This window comes from Microbacterium sp. Root166, from assembly GCF_001427145.1.
Taxonomy (GTDB): Bacteria; Actinomycetota; Actinomycetes; order Actinomycetales; family Microbacteriaceae; genus Microbacterium.
The window spans coordinates 64804-79241 of record NZ_LMGL01000001.1; the positions used below are offsets into that span (position 1 = coordinate 64804).

The following is a 14438-nucleotide window of genomic DNA, read 5'->3' on the forward strand; positions in this document are numbered from 1 at the left end:
GTCAGCTTCGGCGGCGCTTGCGGAACGGGCGCGACGGGTGCGGCATCCGCCCGCCCGTAGGATTGACCGGTGAGCAAACCCCGTCTGTACTCCGGCATGCAGCCCTCGGCCGATTCCCTCCAGATCGGCAACTACATCGGGGCACTCCTGCAGTGGCGCGACCTCCAGGAGGCGTACGACGCCTTCTTCTCCGTGGTCGACCTGCACGCGCTGACGGTCCCCAACGAGGCCGCCGAGCTGCGTGAGAAGACCCGCCGCACGGCTGCGCAGTACATCGCAGCCGGCATCGAGCCGTCGAAGTCGACACTGTACGTGCAGTCGCACGTGCGCGCGCACGCCGAGCTCGCGTGGATCCTCTCCACCATCACCGGCTTCGGTGAGGCGGGGCGCATGACGCAGTTCAAGGACAAGTCCTCGCGCTACGGCAGCGACGTGACGTCGGTGGGCCTGTTCACCTACCCGGTGCTCATGGCGGCGGACATCCTGCTGTACCAGACCGACATCGTGCCGGTCGGCGACGACCAGAAGCAGCACGTCGAGCTGACCCGCGACCTGGCGGAGCGCTTCAACAGCCGGTACGGACAGACTTTCACCGTGCCGATGCCGGTGATCCAGAAGGACACTGCGCGCATCTACGACCTGCAGAACCCGACGGCCAAGATGTCGAAGTCCGCGGAATCCGATGCCGGGGTGCTCTGGCTGCTCGATGACCCGTCCAAGAGCGCCAAGAAGATCATGCGCGCCGTCACCGACAGCGAGGGCGCGGTGCGCTACGACCGCGAGGCCAAGCCCGGTGTCTCCAACCTGCTTGTGATCTACGCCGCCCTGACCGGCCGGCAGATCCCGGCGATCGAGGACGAGTACGCCGGTCGCGGGTACGGCGACTTCAAGAAGGGCCTCGCCGAGGTCGTGGTCGAGGAGTTCGGTCCGGTGCGCGAGCGCGCGCTCGAGCTGCTGGACGACCCGGCAGAGCTCGACCGCGTCCTGGCCGCGAACGCCGCCAAGGCCGACGCGGTCGCGGACCGCACGCTCGCCGACGTCTACGACAAGGTCGGGCTGCTCCGCCGGGTCTGACCCTACGAGGTCGCTGGCGCTGTCGAAGCCGCCCTGCGCGTGCGGACAAGCGTGCCGCGTCGGGCGGATTCGCGCGCGCGTGCCCCGCAGCCGACGCGACCCGGCGGCTAGCCTGGCCGGATGGAACCGGTGACCCTGCGCACGAGCCGCCTCGAACTGACGCTGCCGCAAGAGTCCGACGTCGACGCGATCTTCGAGGCGTGCCAGGACCCGGGAATCCAGCGGTACACACCGGTCCCGGTCCCGTACGAGCGCACGCATGCCGAAGCGTTCATCGCGCAGGTGCCGAAGGACTGGGAGGCCGGCCGCAACCTGACGTGGGTGATCCGCGAAGGCGACGAGCTCGTGGGCATGATCGGCCTCTACCGGCTCGAGGGGAACGGCAACGGCGAGATCGGCTTCTGGATGGCTCCGTCGGCTCGCGGCGGCGGCCGGCTCGACGAGGCGTCGAACGCCGTGATGGAGTGGGGCTTCGCCACCGACGGACTCGATCTGACGCGCATCGAGTGGCGCGCCGTGGTGGGCAACGTCGCGTCCGCGTGCGTGGCACGGCGGCTCGGGTTCCGGTTCGAGGGCACTCTGCGGGGCGCACTGGTCAACGCCAAGTACCGCGACGACGGCTGGATCGCCGCTCTGCTCAGGACGGACGACCGGATGCCGCAGCCCTGGCCCGTGCTCGACGGCTGAGCTCCGAAGCCCGCCCCCGGGTCGGCGCCGCGTGGCAGGATGGCCCCATGCCGGAGATGCCCGAGGTCCAGGGCCTCGTCGAGTTCCTGCGCGGACGTGTGACGGGGCTGGAGGTCACGCGCGTGTCCGTGGCCAACATCGCGGCGCTGAAGACCTACGACCCTCCGGTCGACGCCCTCGTCGGCGCACGCATCGCCGGAGTCGCCCGTCACGGCAAGTTCGTCGACCTGGCGACCGAAGGGACGGATGCCGCCCCCCACCTCGTCTTCCACCTCGCGAAGGCCGGCTGGCTCCGGTTCTACGAGCAGCTGCCGTCCACGATCATCCGGCCCGGCAAGACGCCGATCGCCCTGCGCGTGGCCTTCGGCGACGGCTCGGGGTTCGATCTCACCGAGGCCGGCACCAAGAAGTCGCTCGCGTACTACGTGGTGCGCGACCCCTCCGACGTCCCCGGCGTCGCGCGGCTCGGTCCCGACCCGCTCGATCCGGGCTTCACGCGCGACACGCTCGCCGGCCTGCTCGCAGGACGCCGCACGCAGATCAAGGGCGTGCTGCGTGACCAGTCGACCATCGCCGGCGTCGGCAACGCCTACTCCGACGAGATCCTGCACGCGGCCCGCATGTCGCCCTACGCGCTGGCCTCCAGCCTCGACGACACCGACGTCGACCGGCTCTTCGACGCGATGACCGACACCCTCGCCGAAGCGATCGCCGAAGCCGCCGGCAAGCCGCCCGCCGAGCTCAAGGACGCCAAGCGCCGCGGCGTGAAGGTGCACGGCAGGCGCGGCGAGACCTGCCCCGTGTGCGGTGACGAGGTGCGCAGCGTGTTCTTCGCCGACAACTCGCTGGAGTACTGCCCGACGTGTCAAACGGGCGGCAAGATCCTCGCCGACCGGCGCCTGTCCCGGCTGCTCAAGTAGCGTCCGGTGCGACCACCGGAGCTCAGTGCCCGGTGGTCCCCATCAGGATCCGCGCGTCGTCGTCGACCCAGTCGAGCGACTTCGACACCGCCTTCTGCCACTGCCGGTAACGGCGCTCGCGCTCCTCCTCCGGCATCCGAGGCTCGAACCGCACGTCCTCGCGCCAGTGGGCGCGCAGGGCGTCGCGATCGGTCCACACTCCCGTGGCCAGGCCCGCCGCGTACGCGGCGCCGAGCGCCGTCGTCTCGACGACCTCGGGACGCACGACCGGGATCCCGAGGATGTCGGCCTGGAACTGCATCAGAAGGTCGTTGCGGGTCATCCCGCCGTCCACGCGCAGCTCGGCGAGGGTGCGGCCGGTGTCGGCCGTGCCTGCCTCGATGACATCGCGCGTCTGGAACGCCGTGGACTCGAGGGCGGCACGGGCGATGTGCGCCTTGTTGACGTAGCGCGTCATCCCCACGAGGGCGCCGCGCGCCTCGGGCCGCCAGTAGGGCGCGAACAGCCCGGAGAACGCGGGCACGAAGTATGCGCCGCCGTTGTCGTCGACGGTCGAGGCGAGGGTCTCCACGTCCTCGGAGCGCTCGATGATGCCGAGGTTGTCTCGCAGCCACTGCACGAGCGAGCCGGTCACCGCGATGGAGCCCTCCAGCGCGTACTGCGCGGGCTCGTCGCCGCAGCGGTAGGCGACGGTCGTGATGAGCCCGGCGTCGGAGCGCACGATCTCGGTGCCGGTGTTCACCAGCAGGAAGTTGCCGGTGCCGTAGGTGTTCTTCGACTCGCCGGCGTCGAACGCCGCCTGGCCGAAGGTGGCGGCCTGCTGGTCGCCCAGGATTCCGGCGATCGGCGTGCCGCGCACCGCATCGGGCGCCTGAGCCGTTCCCACCACCTCGGACGAGGAGCGGATCTCCGGCATCATCGACCGCGGAATCCCCCACACGGCGAGCAGCTCGTCCGACCAGTCCAGCGTGCGCAGGTCCATGAGGAGGGTGCGCGAGGCGTTGGTGACGTCCGTCACGTGGATGCCGCCATCGGCGCCGCCCGTGAGGTTCCACACGACCCAGCTGTCCGGCGTGCCGAAGGCGAGGTGGCCCGCGTCCGCCGCGGCCCGCGCTCCGGGCACCTCTTCGAGGATCCAGGCCACCTTCGAGGCGGAGAAGTAGGTCGCGAGCGGCAGGCCGGTGATCTCGGCGAAGCGGTGGATGCCGTCATCCGCCCCCTCAGCGCCTTCCGCCGCGAGCTTGTCGATGCGCGGCTGCGTGCGGGTGTCCTGCCACACGATCGCGTTGTGCACCGGGCGCCCGGTGCGGCGGTCCCAGACGATCGCCGTCTCGCGCTGGTTCGTCACGCCGATGCCGGCGATGGCCGATGCGGCCACCCCCGCGCGGGAGAGGCACTCCTGGACCACCGACTCGGTGTTGGTCCAGATCTCCATCGGGTCGTGCTCGACCCATCCGGCGCGCGGGAAGATCTGCTCGTGCTCGCGCTGGGCGACCGAGACGATCGCCCCGCCGGAGTCGAACACGATGGCACGCGTCGAGGTCGTGCCCTGATCGATGGCCAGAACGTGATCGGACACGCGGCTCCTTCCTCACGGGCGACTGCGCCCGCGCATTCGCCGGGCGCCCTCGCGCCGGCTGCGGTCAGGCTATCGCGACGCGGAGGTCGCCCCGGCCCACGACGGATCGGCCGCGTGCACCTTCTCGAGGGCCCGCTGCGTCTCGGCGGCCACGCGGGCCGCGTCCCACTCCAGCACCGGCGCGATCACGCCGGCCAGCTCTGCCGCCGCCGCCGGCGTGGCGCCTCCGATGAAGGCGACGCTCGTGCGCCGCAGAAGCAGGTCGTCGAGGTGCACGACGTCCTCGCCGACTGCCAGGTGCCGGATTTCGGCGGTGCTGTAGCCGGGTACGTGCTCGAGCGCCTCGTCATCGACGTCGTCGACGATCGCGGCGATGACCGAGGCTGCAACCGTGCCGTACCGGTCGAGGAGGGTCGCGACCCGGTCGAACGGCAGTCCGTCCGCGTGCCCCGAGATCCACTGCTGACGGGTGCGCTCGGTGGTGGGGTATCCGCTGCCGCCGCCGATCGCGAGGCCCTTCGTCGAGCGCCGGCGTGGGCGGGCGAGCAGCTCGAGAGCACGATCGGCGAGGTGCTCGGCCGAGGCCCGGAACGTGGTCCACTTGCCGCCGACCAGACTCAGCACCGTGGCGTCCCCGCCGACGAGCGGAGCCGACTCGACCCGATAGTCGCGAGAGACGAAGCCCGGCGCGAGGTCGCCATGGCCGGGCAGCGGCCGCACGCCCGAGAACCGGTAGACGATCTGGTCCCGCTGGACCGCGATCTTCGGCAGCACCTGGCCGATGAGGTCGATGAAGTAGTCCACCTCGGCCTCGGTGCACACGATCGGGTCGCCCATCTCGTGCTCGAGGTCGGTGGTGCCCACGAGCACGCGGCCCTTGAGCGGGTAGATGAGGACGATCCGGCCGTCTTCGTTCTCGAAGAACAGCTCCCGCCCGCCGGTCGCCGCGAGCAGCTCGGGATTGTCGAGAACGATGTGCGAGCCCTTGGTGCCGCCCATGTACCGGGTGGGGTCGCCCAGCGCGAGGTTCGTGAGGTCGGTCCACGGTCCCGACGCGTTGATGACGACGGATGCCGCGAACGGCGTCTCGCGACCGGTGACGGCATCGCGCAGCAGGACGCGGCCTTCGGTGACGCCGACGGCCGCCGTGTAGTTCGCGGCACGGGCGGTGTCACCGCCGGCCTTGCGTCCGTCGCGGAGGACGTCGATCGCCAGCCGCTCCGGATCATGCAGCGAGGCATCCCAGTAGGTCGCCGTGTACTTGATGCCGGGATTGAGCTCGGGCAGTTCCCGCAGCGAGCGCTTGCGGCCGCGGAAGGCGTGGCGGGGCACCCGTCCGCCGCTGCGCGAGAACGAGTCGTAGATGACGAGCCCGATCTTGATGAGCGCGGCGCCGCGCTCGGTGGGCTTGCCGCCGCCATGCCGGAGGAAGCGGAGGGGGGCGCTGAGCACCCCCGAGAAGGTGGAGAAGATCGGGATGGTCGTCTGCAGGGGCCGCACGTAGTGGGGGGCGATCCGGAGCAGGCCGTTCCGCTCGGTCACGGCCTCGTGCACGAGGCGGAACTCGCCGTTCTCGAGATAGCGGATGCCGCCGTGGATCATGTGCGACGAGGCGGCCGACGCGCCGCTGATGAAGTCGTCGCGTTCGACGAGAGCGACGTCCACCCCCTGCAGCGCCAGATCGCGGAATGTCGCCAGACCGTTGATGCCGCCGCCGATGATCAGCACATCGGCATACGGCCGCTCGGCAAGTTCGTCGAATCGTGATCCGGTCCGCGCGGTCATCGCTGTCCCCCATCGTGCGTCGCTGTCCTGACCTCCATGATGACACCGGTGGACGTCCTTGCAGCCCGTTTGCACATATGTGCAAGGATGCCTTCGTGGAAGATCTCACCGCGGCAGGGACCGTGCAGCGCGCGCTGACCGCCGCTCACCTCTACTACGTGCAGGACCGCACGATGGAGGCGATCGCGCGCGAACTCGGCACGTCGCGTTCGACGGTGTCCCGGCTGCTCGCCCACGCTCGGGCCACCGGCATCGTCGACATCCGCATCCGCTCGCCGTTCGCCGCCCCGCAGCTCCTCGGCGAGCACCTGGCAGAGCGCTTCGGGGTCACCGCCCACGTCGTGCCGGTGCCCGACGACGCGACCGAGGTCGAGCGCCTCGAACGCGTGGCGGTCGCCGCCGCGCATCTGCTCGGCGACCTCGTCCTGGCCGATATGACCGTCGGCGTCGCGTGGGGCTCGACCACGGCCGCCGTCAGTCACCGGCTCGTTCCGCAGGCGGTGCACGGCACGACGTTCGTCCAGCTCAACGGCTCTGGCAACACCCACACCACCGGTCTGCTCTATGCCAGCGACATCCTCGGCCGCTTCGCCGCGGCGTACGGCGGCAGCGCACAGCAGTTCCCGGTCCCCGCCTTCTTCGACGATCCGCGCACCAAGAGCGCGATGTGGCGCGAGCGCAGCACCCGCCGCATCCTCGCGATGCAGGCGGCCATGGACCTCGTCGTCTTCAGCACCGGTTCAGCGGACTCGCGCGTGCCCAGCCACGTGTACTCGGGCGGCTACCTCGAGGCGCAGGAGCTGTCCGCCCTCGAGTCCGAGGGCGTCGTCGGCGACGTCGCGACGGTCTTCTTCCGCTCCGACGGCTCGAGCGACGGCATCCCGCTGAACGATCGGGCGACCGGGCCGCACTTCGACGTCCTCCGCCGGGTGCCGCGGCGCCTGTGCATCGTCTCGGGCGTCTCCAAAGTGCCGAGCCTCCGCGGTGCGCTGGCCGCCGGGCTGGCCACCGATCTGGTGATCGACGAAGCAGTCGCCCGCGCATTCACCGAGTGAGTCCGCAGACTTCATGCGCAGACATGGAATGAATGCCCGGATGCCGCGTTGACTACACTCGAGAGCAGCAATACGTGCTCCGGGGTCGGTGAGAATCCGAACCGGCGGTGACAGTCCGCGAGCCAAGGCATTAGCATCCGAATCGGATGCCGCCGCGGCTGATCCGGTGTAATTCCGGAACCGACGGTGATGTGGCAGAGGTCTGGGAACAGGGCTCGGCCGCTAGTCCGGATGGGAGGCAGCACGAGCGGCGCTGAGTGCGCCGCCGCTTCCCGCGTCCCCGGAACACCGTCAGGTGCAGACGAGGAGACACGGATGACGGCCACAGCCGCAGAGCACGACGCGATGCGTCGGGCACTCGCGCTCGCGCGCCGGGGCCCGCGCGGGGTCAACCCGCAGGTCGGCGCCGTGATCCTCTCCCCGGCCGGCGAGGTCCTCGCCGAGGGCTGGCACCACGGGGCCGGAACCGACCACGCGGAGGTCGACGCGCTCTCACGCCACGCACCCGGCGCCGCCCGCGGCGCGACGGCCATCGTGACGCTTGAGCCGTGCAACCACACCGGCCGGACCGGCCCATGCGCGGAAGCGCTCATCGACGCCGGCGTCTCCCGCGTCGTCTACGCGATCGACGACCCCAACGACGTCTCGTCGGGCGGCGGCGACCGGCTGCGGTCCGCCGGGGTCGAGGTCGAGGCGGGCGTGCTCGCCGACGAAGCCCACGAGCTGCTCGACTCGTGGCTCGCGGTGCAGCGCCTGGGCCGCCCGCACGTGAGCGTGAAGTGGGCGCAGTCCCTCGACGGCCGGGCCGCGGCATCCGACGGCACGAGCCAGTGGATCACCGGACCGGAGGCCCGCGCGGACGTCCATCTCCGGCGCGCTAGGGCCGACGCCATCGTCGTCGGCACCGGAACGCTGCTGTCCGACGACCCCGCCCTCACCGCGCGCGGCGTCGACGGCTCGCTGCTGCCCGATCAGCCGGTGCCCGTCGTGCTCGGCGAGCGCGCGGTTCCCGCCGGCGCGGCCGTGCGCCGGCATCCCCATGACTTCCTCCAGTATCCCGGCGACCTCACGCCCGCCCTCACCGACCTTCGCGAGCGCGGTGTGCACCGCGTGTTCGTCGAGGGCGGACCCGCCGTCGCGGCGTCGTTCGTGCGCGCCGGCCTCGTGGACGAGTACCTCGTTTATGTCGCGCCGGCGCTGCTCGGCGGCGACATGCTCGCCGTGCGCGACGTCGGGGTGTCCACCATCGACGAGGCGCTCCGCCTGTCGATCCGCGCCGTCGAGAAGCTCGGCGACGATCTCCTGATCGTCGCCGCCCCCGCCACCGAAGGAGACAGCTGATGTTCACCGGAATCGTCGAGGAGATCGGCGAAGTGACCGCCGTCGAGCCGTCGGGCGACGGCGTGCGCGTCACGGTGCGCGCTCCCAAAGCTGTATCGGATGCCGCGCACGGCGACTCCATCTCGGTCAGCGGCGTCTGCCTCACGGTCATCGATCAGGGCGGCGACTGGTTCACCGCCGACGTCATGCGCCAGACGCTCGACATGTCGACGCTCCAGGGCGTCACGGCCGGGCGACCGGTCAACCTTGAGCGCGCGACCGTGGCCCACGGCCGGCTGGGCGGGCACATCGTGCAGGGACACATCGACGGCACCGGCGAGCTCCTCGAGGTGCGGCCGGGTGCGCAGTGGCGCGTGCTGCGCGTCTCGCTGCCCGAGGCGCTCGCGCCGCTGGTCGTCGACAAGGGGTCGATCTCGGTGGACGGCGTCTCTCTCACGGTCAGCGCGGCATCCCCCGCGGCACCGGCCGACGGCATCCACTGGTTCGAGGTCTCCCTCATCCCCGAGACGCTCGAGGCGACGACGCTCGGCAGCCGGATCGCCGGTGACCGCGTGAACCTCGAGACCGACATCCTGGCGCGCCACGTGCAGCGCCTGCTGGCATTCAACGCGGCTGCGGCCGCACCGACGGAAGGAGGCTCGGCATGAGCCTTTCCACCATCCCCGAGGCACTCGGCGCGCTGCGCGCCGGGAAGCCCGTCATCGTCGCCGACGATGAGAACCGCGAGAACGAGGGCGACGTCGTGATCTCGGCGCAGCTCGCCACGCCCGAGTGGATCGCATGGACCGTCCGCTGGTCGAGCGGGTTCATCTGCGCTCCGATGCCGGCCGACTGGGCCGACCGCCTCGACCTGCCGCCCATGGTCGAGGTCAACCAGGACGCCCGCTCCACCGCCTACACGGTGAGCGTCGACGCATCCGACCGCGTGTCGACGGGCATCAGCGCCACCGACCGCGCGCACACGCTCAACGTCCTGGCCGACCCGGACTCGGTACCGACGAGCCTGATCCGCCCCGGCCACATCCTGCCCCTGCGCGCCGTCGACGGCGGCGTGCGCGAGCGCGGCGGCCACACCGAGGCCGCGGTCGAGCTCATGCGGCTCGCGGGACTGCACCCGGTGGGCGCGATCGCCGAAGTCGTGGCCGAGGACGGCTCGATGATGCGACTGCCGGGCCTGGTCGAGCTGGGCGAGCGCGATGGCGTCCCCGTCATCACGATCGAGCAGCTCGTGGCCTACCTCGACGAGCACGAGCCTGTCGAGGCATCCGCTCCGCAGCACAAGCGGCGGGTGAGCCTGCGCGCAGAGGCCCTCGTGCCCACCGCCCACGGGGAGTTCCGCTTCCTCGCCTACAAGGACCGCGTCACCGGCACCGACCACCTCGCGGTGGTCTCCGGTGAGATCGGCGAGGCGCCGCTCGTGCGCGTGCACTCCGAGTGCCTGACCGGCGAGGCGTTCGACTCGCTCAAGTGCGAGTGCGGCCCGCAGCTCGAGGCCGCCCTCGACGCCATCGAGCAGGACGGCGGCATCGTCGTGTACATGCGCGGCCACGAGGGGCGCGGCATCGGGCTCATCAACAAGCTGCGCGCCTACTCGCTGCAGGAGCGCGGCCTCGACACCGTCGACGCCAACCTCGCCCTGGGGCTGCCCGCCGACGCCCGCGACTACGCGGCCGCCGCGGGGATCCTCGCCGACCTCGGTGTCGACAAGGTGCGCCTGCTCACCAACAACTCCGACAAGGTCAACCAGCTGCGCGAGCTCGGCCTCGACATCGTCGAGCAGGTGCCGCTGCTGGTCGGCGTCGGCCCGAACAACCACCAGTACCTGGCCACCAAGCGCGACCGGATGGGACATCTCATCGCCGAGGACGACCTCGCCGACGCCCTCGCGCAGATGCACGAAGGAGCCGAGCGTTGAGCGGCAAGGGAGCACCCCAGGTCAGCGGCACCGTCGATGCGACGGGCCTGGACGTCGTCGTGATCGCCGGCACGTGGCACGAGGTGATCAGCGACGGCCTGATCGCCGGAGCGCAGCGCGCGCTCGAGACGTACGGCGCGACCTGGCGCCTGGTCCGAGTGCCGGGTTCCTTCGAGCTTCCGGTCGTCGCGAAGGCCGCCCTCGAGGCGGGTGCCGACGCGGTGGTGGCGCTCGGCGTGATCATCCGCGGCGGCACGCCGCACTTCCAGTTCGTCTCCTCGGCCGCTACTGACGGTCTCACTCGCGTGGCCCTCGACACCGGCAAGCCGGTCGGGTTCGGCGTGCTGACGCTCGACGACGAGGCCCAGGGCATCGCGCGCGCGGGCCTGCCCGGCTCCGACGAGGACAAGGGCTTCGAGGCGGCCGACGCCGCCGTGCGCACCGCCCTCGTGCTGCGCGACCTGCGCGGCTGAGTCGGCCCGCGCAGCGCCGCACGGTGGGTGAGGCCCGCCTTGCTGGCGCGGCGGCGGGAACCGGCCTAGCGTGACGTCCATGGAGAACCTGCGCCACCTCGTCCTGCTGTTCCACCTCGTCGGCTTCGCCGTCCTCTTCGGCGCGTGGGTCGTCGAGGCCTTCGGCAAGCACCGCATCACCCGGTTCATGAACTGGGGACTCGCGCTCGCCGGGCTCGCCGGCCTCATCCTGGCTGCGCCGTGGGGCACCGACGGCGACATGAACTACATGAAGATCGGCATCAAGCTGGTCGTCCTCATCGTGATCGGAGCTCTGCTCGGCATCGGCGCCGGCCGCCAGCGCAAGACCGGGTCCGTCCCGCCCGCGATCTTCTGGTCGATCGGCGTGCTCACCCTGACGAACGCCGCCATCGCGGTGCTCTGGCAGTGACCTCGTAATCAGGACAGAGCGGATGCCGCGACCCGACGGGTCGCGGCATCCGTCGTTTCATCAGGCCTCAGTCGAGGAAGAGCGCGCGCAGCCGCTTGGTCGTGAAGACGAGACCGATGGCGATCATCACGACGAAGTAGAGGGCGTGCCCCCACATCGCCGGCGTGAGGATGCCGGTCGTGAGACCGCGCACGAGCTCGACGCCGTGCCACAGCGGGAACGCCATGACGATCTGCTGCACCCACTCGGGGTACACCGAGATCGGGTAAAGCGTCGCCGAGAACAGGAACATCGGCAGCAGCACGAAGTTGATCCAGTCCATGTGCTGGAAGGTCTTCATGTAGCTGGTGACGGCCATGCCGAGGCTCGCGAACCCGAAGGCGATCAGCAGCACGGCCGGGATCGCGAGGATCGCCGTCCAGGCGAGGTTCAGGCCCAGGATCTGCATGATGATCATGAAGCCGGTCGCGTAGAGGAGTCCTCGTAGGAGGGCGTAGAGGATCTCGCCGAGGGCGACGTCGAGCGGGCCCAGTGAGGTTGCGAGCATCCCCTCGTAGAGCTTCCCGTAGTTGAGCTTGAAGAACACGTTCCACGTCGAGTCGTAGATCGCGCCGTTCATGGCCGACACGGCGAGCAGCGCGGGCGCGATGAAGGCGGCGTACGAGACCTCGACGCCGCTGGAGGTCTGGACGTCCCCGATGATCGAGCCCAGCCCGATCCCCATCGAGGCCAGGTAGAACACCGGCTCGAAGAAGCCCGAGAACACCACGATCCAGCTCGACGAGCGCGCGGCGATGAGGCCGCGCTGCACGACCGACTGCGGGTTGCCGGCCCACAGCGCCCGCACTCCGCCGACGCGGGTCGGGGCATCCGTCATCGTCGAGGCGCTCACTTCGCGAGCCTCCGCTCGAACAGACGGCGGGCGATGATGAGGCCGCCGATCGCCAGCGCCAGCAGGTAGACGACGTGGACGACGATCATGATGGGCGGAGTGGGCTGGCCGTAGGTGACGACGCGGCCGAGCTCGGTCGCATGCCACAGCGGCGAGATCCACCCGATCCACTGCAGCCAAATCGGCAGGTTCATCAGCGGGTAGAACGTGCCCGAGAAGAGGAACATCGGCATGAAGATGAACCGCTGCACCAGAGCGAACTGTCCCTTGTCGTCCTCGACCGACGCGGCGTATGCCATCAGGGGAATGCCGAAGGACAGGCCGCCGAGCAGCGCGATGAAGATGGCCATCCACGCCGTGCCCGGGCGCGTGGCGTCGGGCTGGAGCCACGCGAAGAACAGAACGATGAAGAGGAAGTACAGCACGACCGTCACGCCCATGCGCGCCCCGGCGCCCGCGACCACGCCGTTCGCGATCTGGCCCGACGACAACGGTGATGCATTGAAGCCGTAGAAGTAGCGCCGCCACTTGAAGCCCGACATCACCGGGTAGGTGAACTCCTCCGATGCCACGGCGATCGCGGACGTCATGAGCAGGGCGGGAGCCACGAACACGAAGTACGGCACCTGCTCGCCGGCGACCTCCATCGGAGCGTCGATCAGTGCAGCAAGGCCCACGGCGAGTCCCAGCAGGTACAGCACCGGCTGCCCGAGCGCTCCGACGATGATCGTCCAGCCATAGGCGCGCATCGCGCGCACCATGTGCTCGGTGACGTAGAACGAGCCGAAGCCACGGGCCTTCCGACCCCAGGTCATCGCCTCGGCGCGGAGCTCTTCGAGGCCGTCGTCGGCGACGGCGACGGGCTGCGGCATCCGCTCTCCGTCGGCGGAGGGGACCACACCGCTCATTCGATCAGCGACCTTCCCGTGAGGCGCAGGAACACGTCCTCGAGGCTGGAACGGCGGACCAGGCTCGTCACCGGGTGCAGGTCGCGCGCGATGACCTGCTCGAGCGCCGCCTCGCCGTCGTTCGCGTAGACGAGCACGCGGTCGGGCAGCACCTCGACCCGCTCGCCGATGCCCTGCAGCTGCGGGGCGACCTGCTCGTTGCGCTCGGAGCCGAAGCGCACCTCGAGCACCTCGCGGCTGGAATGCTCGCGGATGAGCGAGGCCGGGGTGCCCTCGGCCATGATCCGGCCCTTGTCCACGACGATGAGGCGGTCGCACAGCTGCTCGGCCTCGTCCATGTAGTGGGTCGTGAGCACGAGCGTCGTGCCGCGCTCCTTGAGCCGGAAGAGGCGGTCCCACAGCACGTGGCGGGCCTGCGGGTCGAGTCCCGTCGTCGGCTCGTCGAGGAGCAGGATGCGCGGGTCGTTGATGAGTCCGCGGGCGATGGTGAGCCGGCGCTTCATGCCTCCTGAGAGCGCGTCGACCTTGCTCTTGGCCTTGTCTTCGAGCGCCGCGAACGCGAGCAGCTCATCGGCCTTCTGCGCGCACACCTTGCCCGGCAGGCCGAAGTAGCGACCGTAGATGTACAGGTTCTCGCGGGCGTTGAGCTCGCCGTCGAGGTTGTCCTGCTGCGGGACGACGCCCAGGCGCGAGCGGATCTCGGGGCCGTAGCGGTCGGGATCGAGCCCGAGGATCGACAGGTCGCCCGCGGTGCGCGTCGACACGGCGCCGATCATCTTCATGGTGGTCGACTTGCCCGCGCCGTTGGGGCCGAGGAGGCCGAAGGACTCCCCCGGCGCCACCTCGAACGACAGCCCGTCAACGGCCAGGAAGTCGGGCTTGCCTTTGACCTTGTAGGCCTTGACGAGGTTCTTCGCATCGATCACGGGGGCAGGCACCGGACCACCCTAACGCCGCGGTCCGACACCGCGGGCGTTCCAGATTCAGGAGACGCGCCGGGCGAGAGCGCGCTATGCGGTCACCGCGGACGGTTTTCCTGCGTCGGGTCCGCCCGTCGGGAGGCCCCGTCAACCTAAGTTGACACACGCCGAGCGCGTCAACTAATGTTGACGCCGGAACGCCGGGCCCCGGCATCCGTCCACGAAGGAGAACTGTGAGCGGCGACGACCTCAGCACGCTGATCGGGTCGGCTCCCGAGCGCGAGCCGATCGTCGAGCTGCGGCGCCTGGCAGAGGTCCGGCGAGAGCTCGCCCGCGCCGAAGAGGTGCAGGTGCGACGTGCTCGCAACCTCGGCTTCTCGTGGCAGGCGATCGCGGGAGCCCTCGGCGTGACGAAGCAGGCCGTCCACAGGAAGTACGGTCGAAGGTAACCCCTGATGC

Annotated in this window: 15 protein-coding genes and 1 riboswitch; of the genes, 10 read left to right on the top strand and 5 right to left on the bottom strand. The window is 70.3% G+C overall.

Translation table 11 applies throughout. The features are described 5' to 3' along the window. The first annotated feature begins 69 nt into the window (after nucleotides 1-69). The 3 genes from trpS (at nucleotide 70) to ASD56_RS00290 (ending at nucleotide 2681) form a co-directional block, all read left to right on the top strand. On the top strand, nucleotides 70-1074 hold the full coding sequence (gene trpS / locus ASD56_RS00280) for a tryptophan--tRNA ligase (protein WP_082541150.1): 1005 nt from the start codon (nucleotides 70-72) through the stop codon (nucleotides 1072-1074). A 120-nt stretch (nucleotides 1075-1194) separates the two neighbouring features. Next, the gene (locus ASD56_RS00285; RefSeq protein WP_055959870.1) at nucleotides 1195-1761 is read left to right on the top strand and encodes a GNAT family N-acetyltransferase; all 567 of its coding nucleotides are present in this window, start codon (nucleotides 1195-1197) and stop codon (nucleotides 1759-1761) included. Nucleotides 1762-1808: 47 nt separating this feature from the next. Continuing rightward, entirely contained in the window at nucleotides 1809-2681 is an 873-nt protein-coding gene (locus tag ASD56_RS00290) for an Fpg/Nei family DNA glycosylase (RefSeq protein ID WP_055959872.1), read from the top strand. Between the two features lie 22 nt (nucleotides 2682-2703). Here ASD56_RS00290 and glpK read toward each other — a convergent pair whose 3' ends face one another. Beyond that, the gene (gene glpK / locus ASD56_RS00295) at nucleotides 2704-4260 is read right to left on the bottom strand and encodes a glycerol kinase GlpK (RefSeq protein WP_055959874.1); all 1557 of its coding nucleotides are present in this window, start codon (nucleotides 4258-4260) and stop codon (nucleotides 2704-2706) included. Between the two features lie 69 nt (nucleotides 4261-4329). Beyond that, nucleotides 4330-6045, bottom strand: coding sequence for a glycerol-3-phosphate dehydrogenase/oxidase (locus ASD56_RS00300; RefSeq protein WP_055959877.1), 1716 nt, complete (start codon nucleotides 6043-6045; stop codon nucleotides 4330-4332). A 77-nt stretch (nucleotides 6046-6122) separates the two neighbouring features. Between ASD56_RS00300 and ASD56_RS00305 the strand changes: the two genes are divergently transcribed. From ASD56_RS00305 to ASD56_RS00330, 6 genes are all read left to right on the top strand, one after another. Then, entirely contained in the window at nucleotides 6123-7100 is a 978-nt protein-coding gene (locus ASD56_RS00305; protein WP_055959880.1) for a sugar-binding transcriptional regulator, read from the top strand. A 71-nt stretch (nucleotides 7101-7171) separates the two neighbouring features. Beyond that, nucleotides 7172-7348, top strand: a riboswitch (FMN riboswitch). A 67-nt stretch (nucleotides 7349-7415) separates the two neighbouring features. Further along, nucleotides 7416-8441 carry a bifunctional diaminohydroxyphosphoribosylaminopyrimidine deaminase/5-amino-6-(5-phosphoribosylamino)uracil reductase RibD gene (gene ribD, locus ASD56_RS00310; RefSeq protein ID WP_055959883.1) on the top strand — a complete coding sequence of 342 codons (1026 nt, stop codon included), beginning with the start codon at nucleotides 7416-7418 and terminating at the stop codon, nucleotides 8439-8441. After that, nucleotides 8441-9088 (top strand): riboflavin synthase, encoded by a 648-nt coding sequence (locus ASD56_RS00315; protein ID WP_055959886.1) that lies wholly within the window; start codon nucleotides 8441-8443, stop codon nucleotides 9086-9088. Before ribD ends, ASD56_RS00315 begins: the two co-directional genes overlap by 1 nt. Further along, a complete protein-coding gene (locus ASD56_RS00320; RefSeq protein ID WP_055959889.1) occupies nucleotides 9085-10356 on the top strand; it encodes a bifunctional 3,4-dihydroxy-2-butanone-4-phosphate synthase/GTP cyclohydrolase II in 1272 nt (423 codons plus the stop codon). The genes ASD56_RS00315 and ASD56_RS00320 overlap by 4 nt, the downstream gene beginning before the upstream one ends. Then, entirely contained in the window at nucleotides 10353-10829 is a 477-nt protein-coding gene (ribH, locus tag ASD56_RS00325; RefSeq protein WP_055959892.1) for a 6,7-dimethyl-8-ribityllumazine synthase, read from the top strand. The genes ASD56_RS00320 and ribH overlap by 4 nt, the downstream gene beginning before the upstream one ends. Before the next feature lie 79 nt (nucleotides 10830-10908). After that, the gene (locus ASD56_RS00330) at nucleotides 10909-11259 is read left to right on the top strand and encodes a hypothetical protein (protein ID WP_055959895.1); all 351 of its coding nucleotides are present in this window, start codon (nucleotides 10909-10911) and stop codon (nucleotides 11257-11259) included. A gap of 67 nt (nucleotides 11260-11326) precedes the next feature. Here the strand turns inward: ASD56_RS00330 and ASD56_RS00335 are convergent, their stop codons facing one another. Genes ASD56_RS00335 through ASD56_RS00345 form a run of 3 tightly spaced genes read right to left on the bottom strand, consistent with a single transcriptional unit; the run spans nucleotide 11327 to nucleotide 13997 of the window. Next, nucleotides 11327-12136: an ABC transporter permease gene (locus ASD56_RS00335; protein ID WP_055963345.1), complete on the bottom strand. Its 810-nt coding sequence runs from the start codon at nucleotides 12134-12136 to the stop codon at nucleotides 11327-11329. Between the two features lie 11 nt (nucleotides 12137-12147). Beyond that, nucleotides 12148-13023, bottom strand: a complete 876-nt coding sequence (locus ASD56_RS00340; protein ID WP_055963348.1) for an ABC transporter permease — start codon at nucleotides 13021-13023, stop codon at nucleotides 12148-12150. A gap of 32 nt (nucleotides 13024-13055) precedes the next feature. Then, nucleotides 13056-13997 (bottom strand): ABC transporter ATP-binding protein, encoded by a 942-nt coding sequence (locus ASD56_RS00345; RefSeq protein WP_055959898.1) that lies wholly within the window; start codon nucleotides 13995-13997, stop codon nucleotides 13056-13058. Between the two features lie 215 nt (nucleotides 13998-14212). Here ASD56_RS00345 and ASD56_RS00350 point away from each other — a divergent pair, with 215 nt between their 5' ends. Continuing rightward, nucleotides 14213-14428 (top strand): hypothetical protein, encoded by a 216-nt coding sequence (locus tag ASD56_RS00350; protein ID WP_055959901.1) that lies wholly within the window; start codon nucleotides 14213-14215, stop codon nucleotides 14426-14428. The last annotated feature ends 10 nt before the right edge of the window (nucleotides 14429-14438 follow it).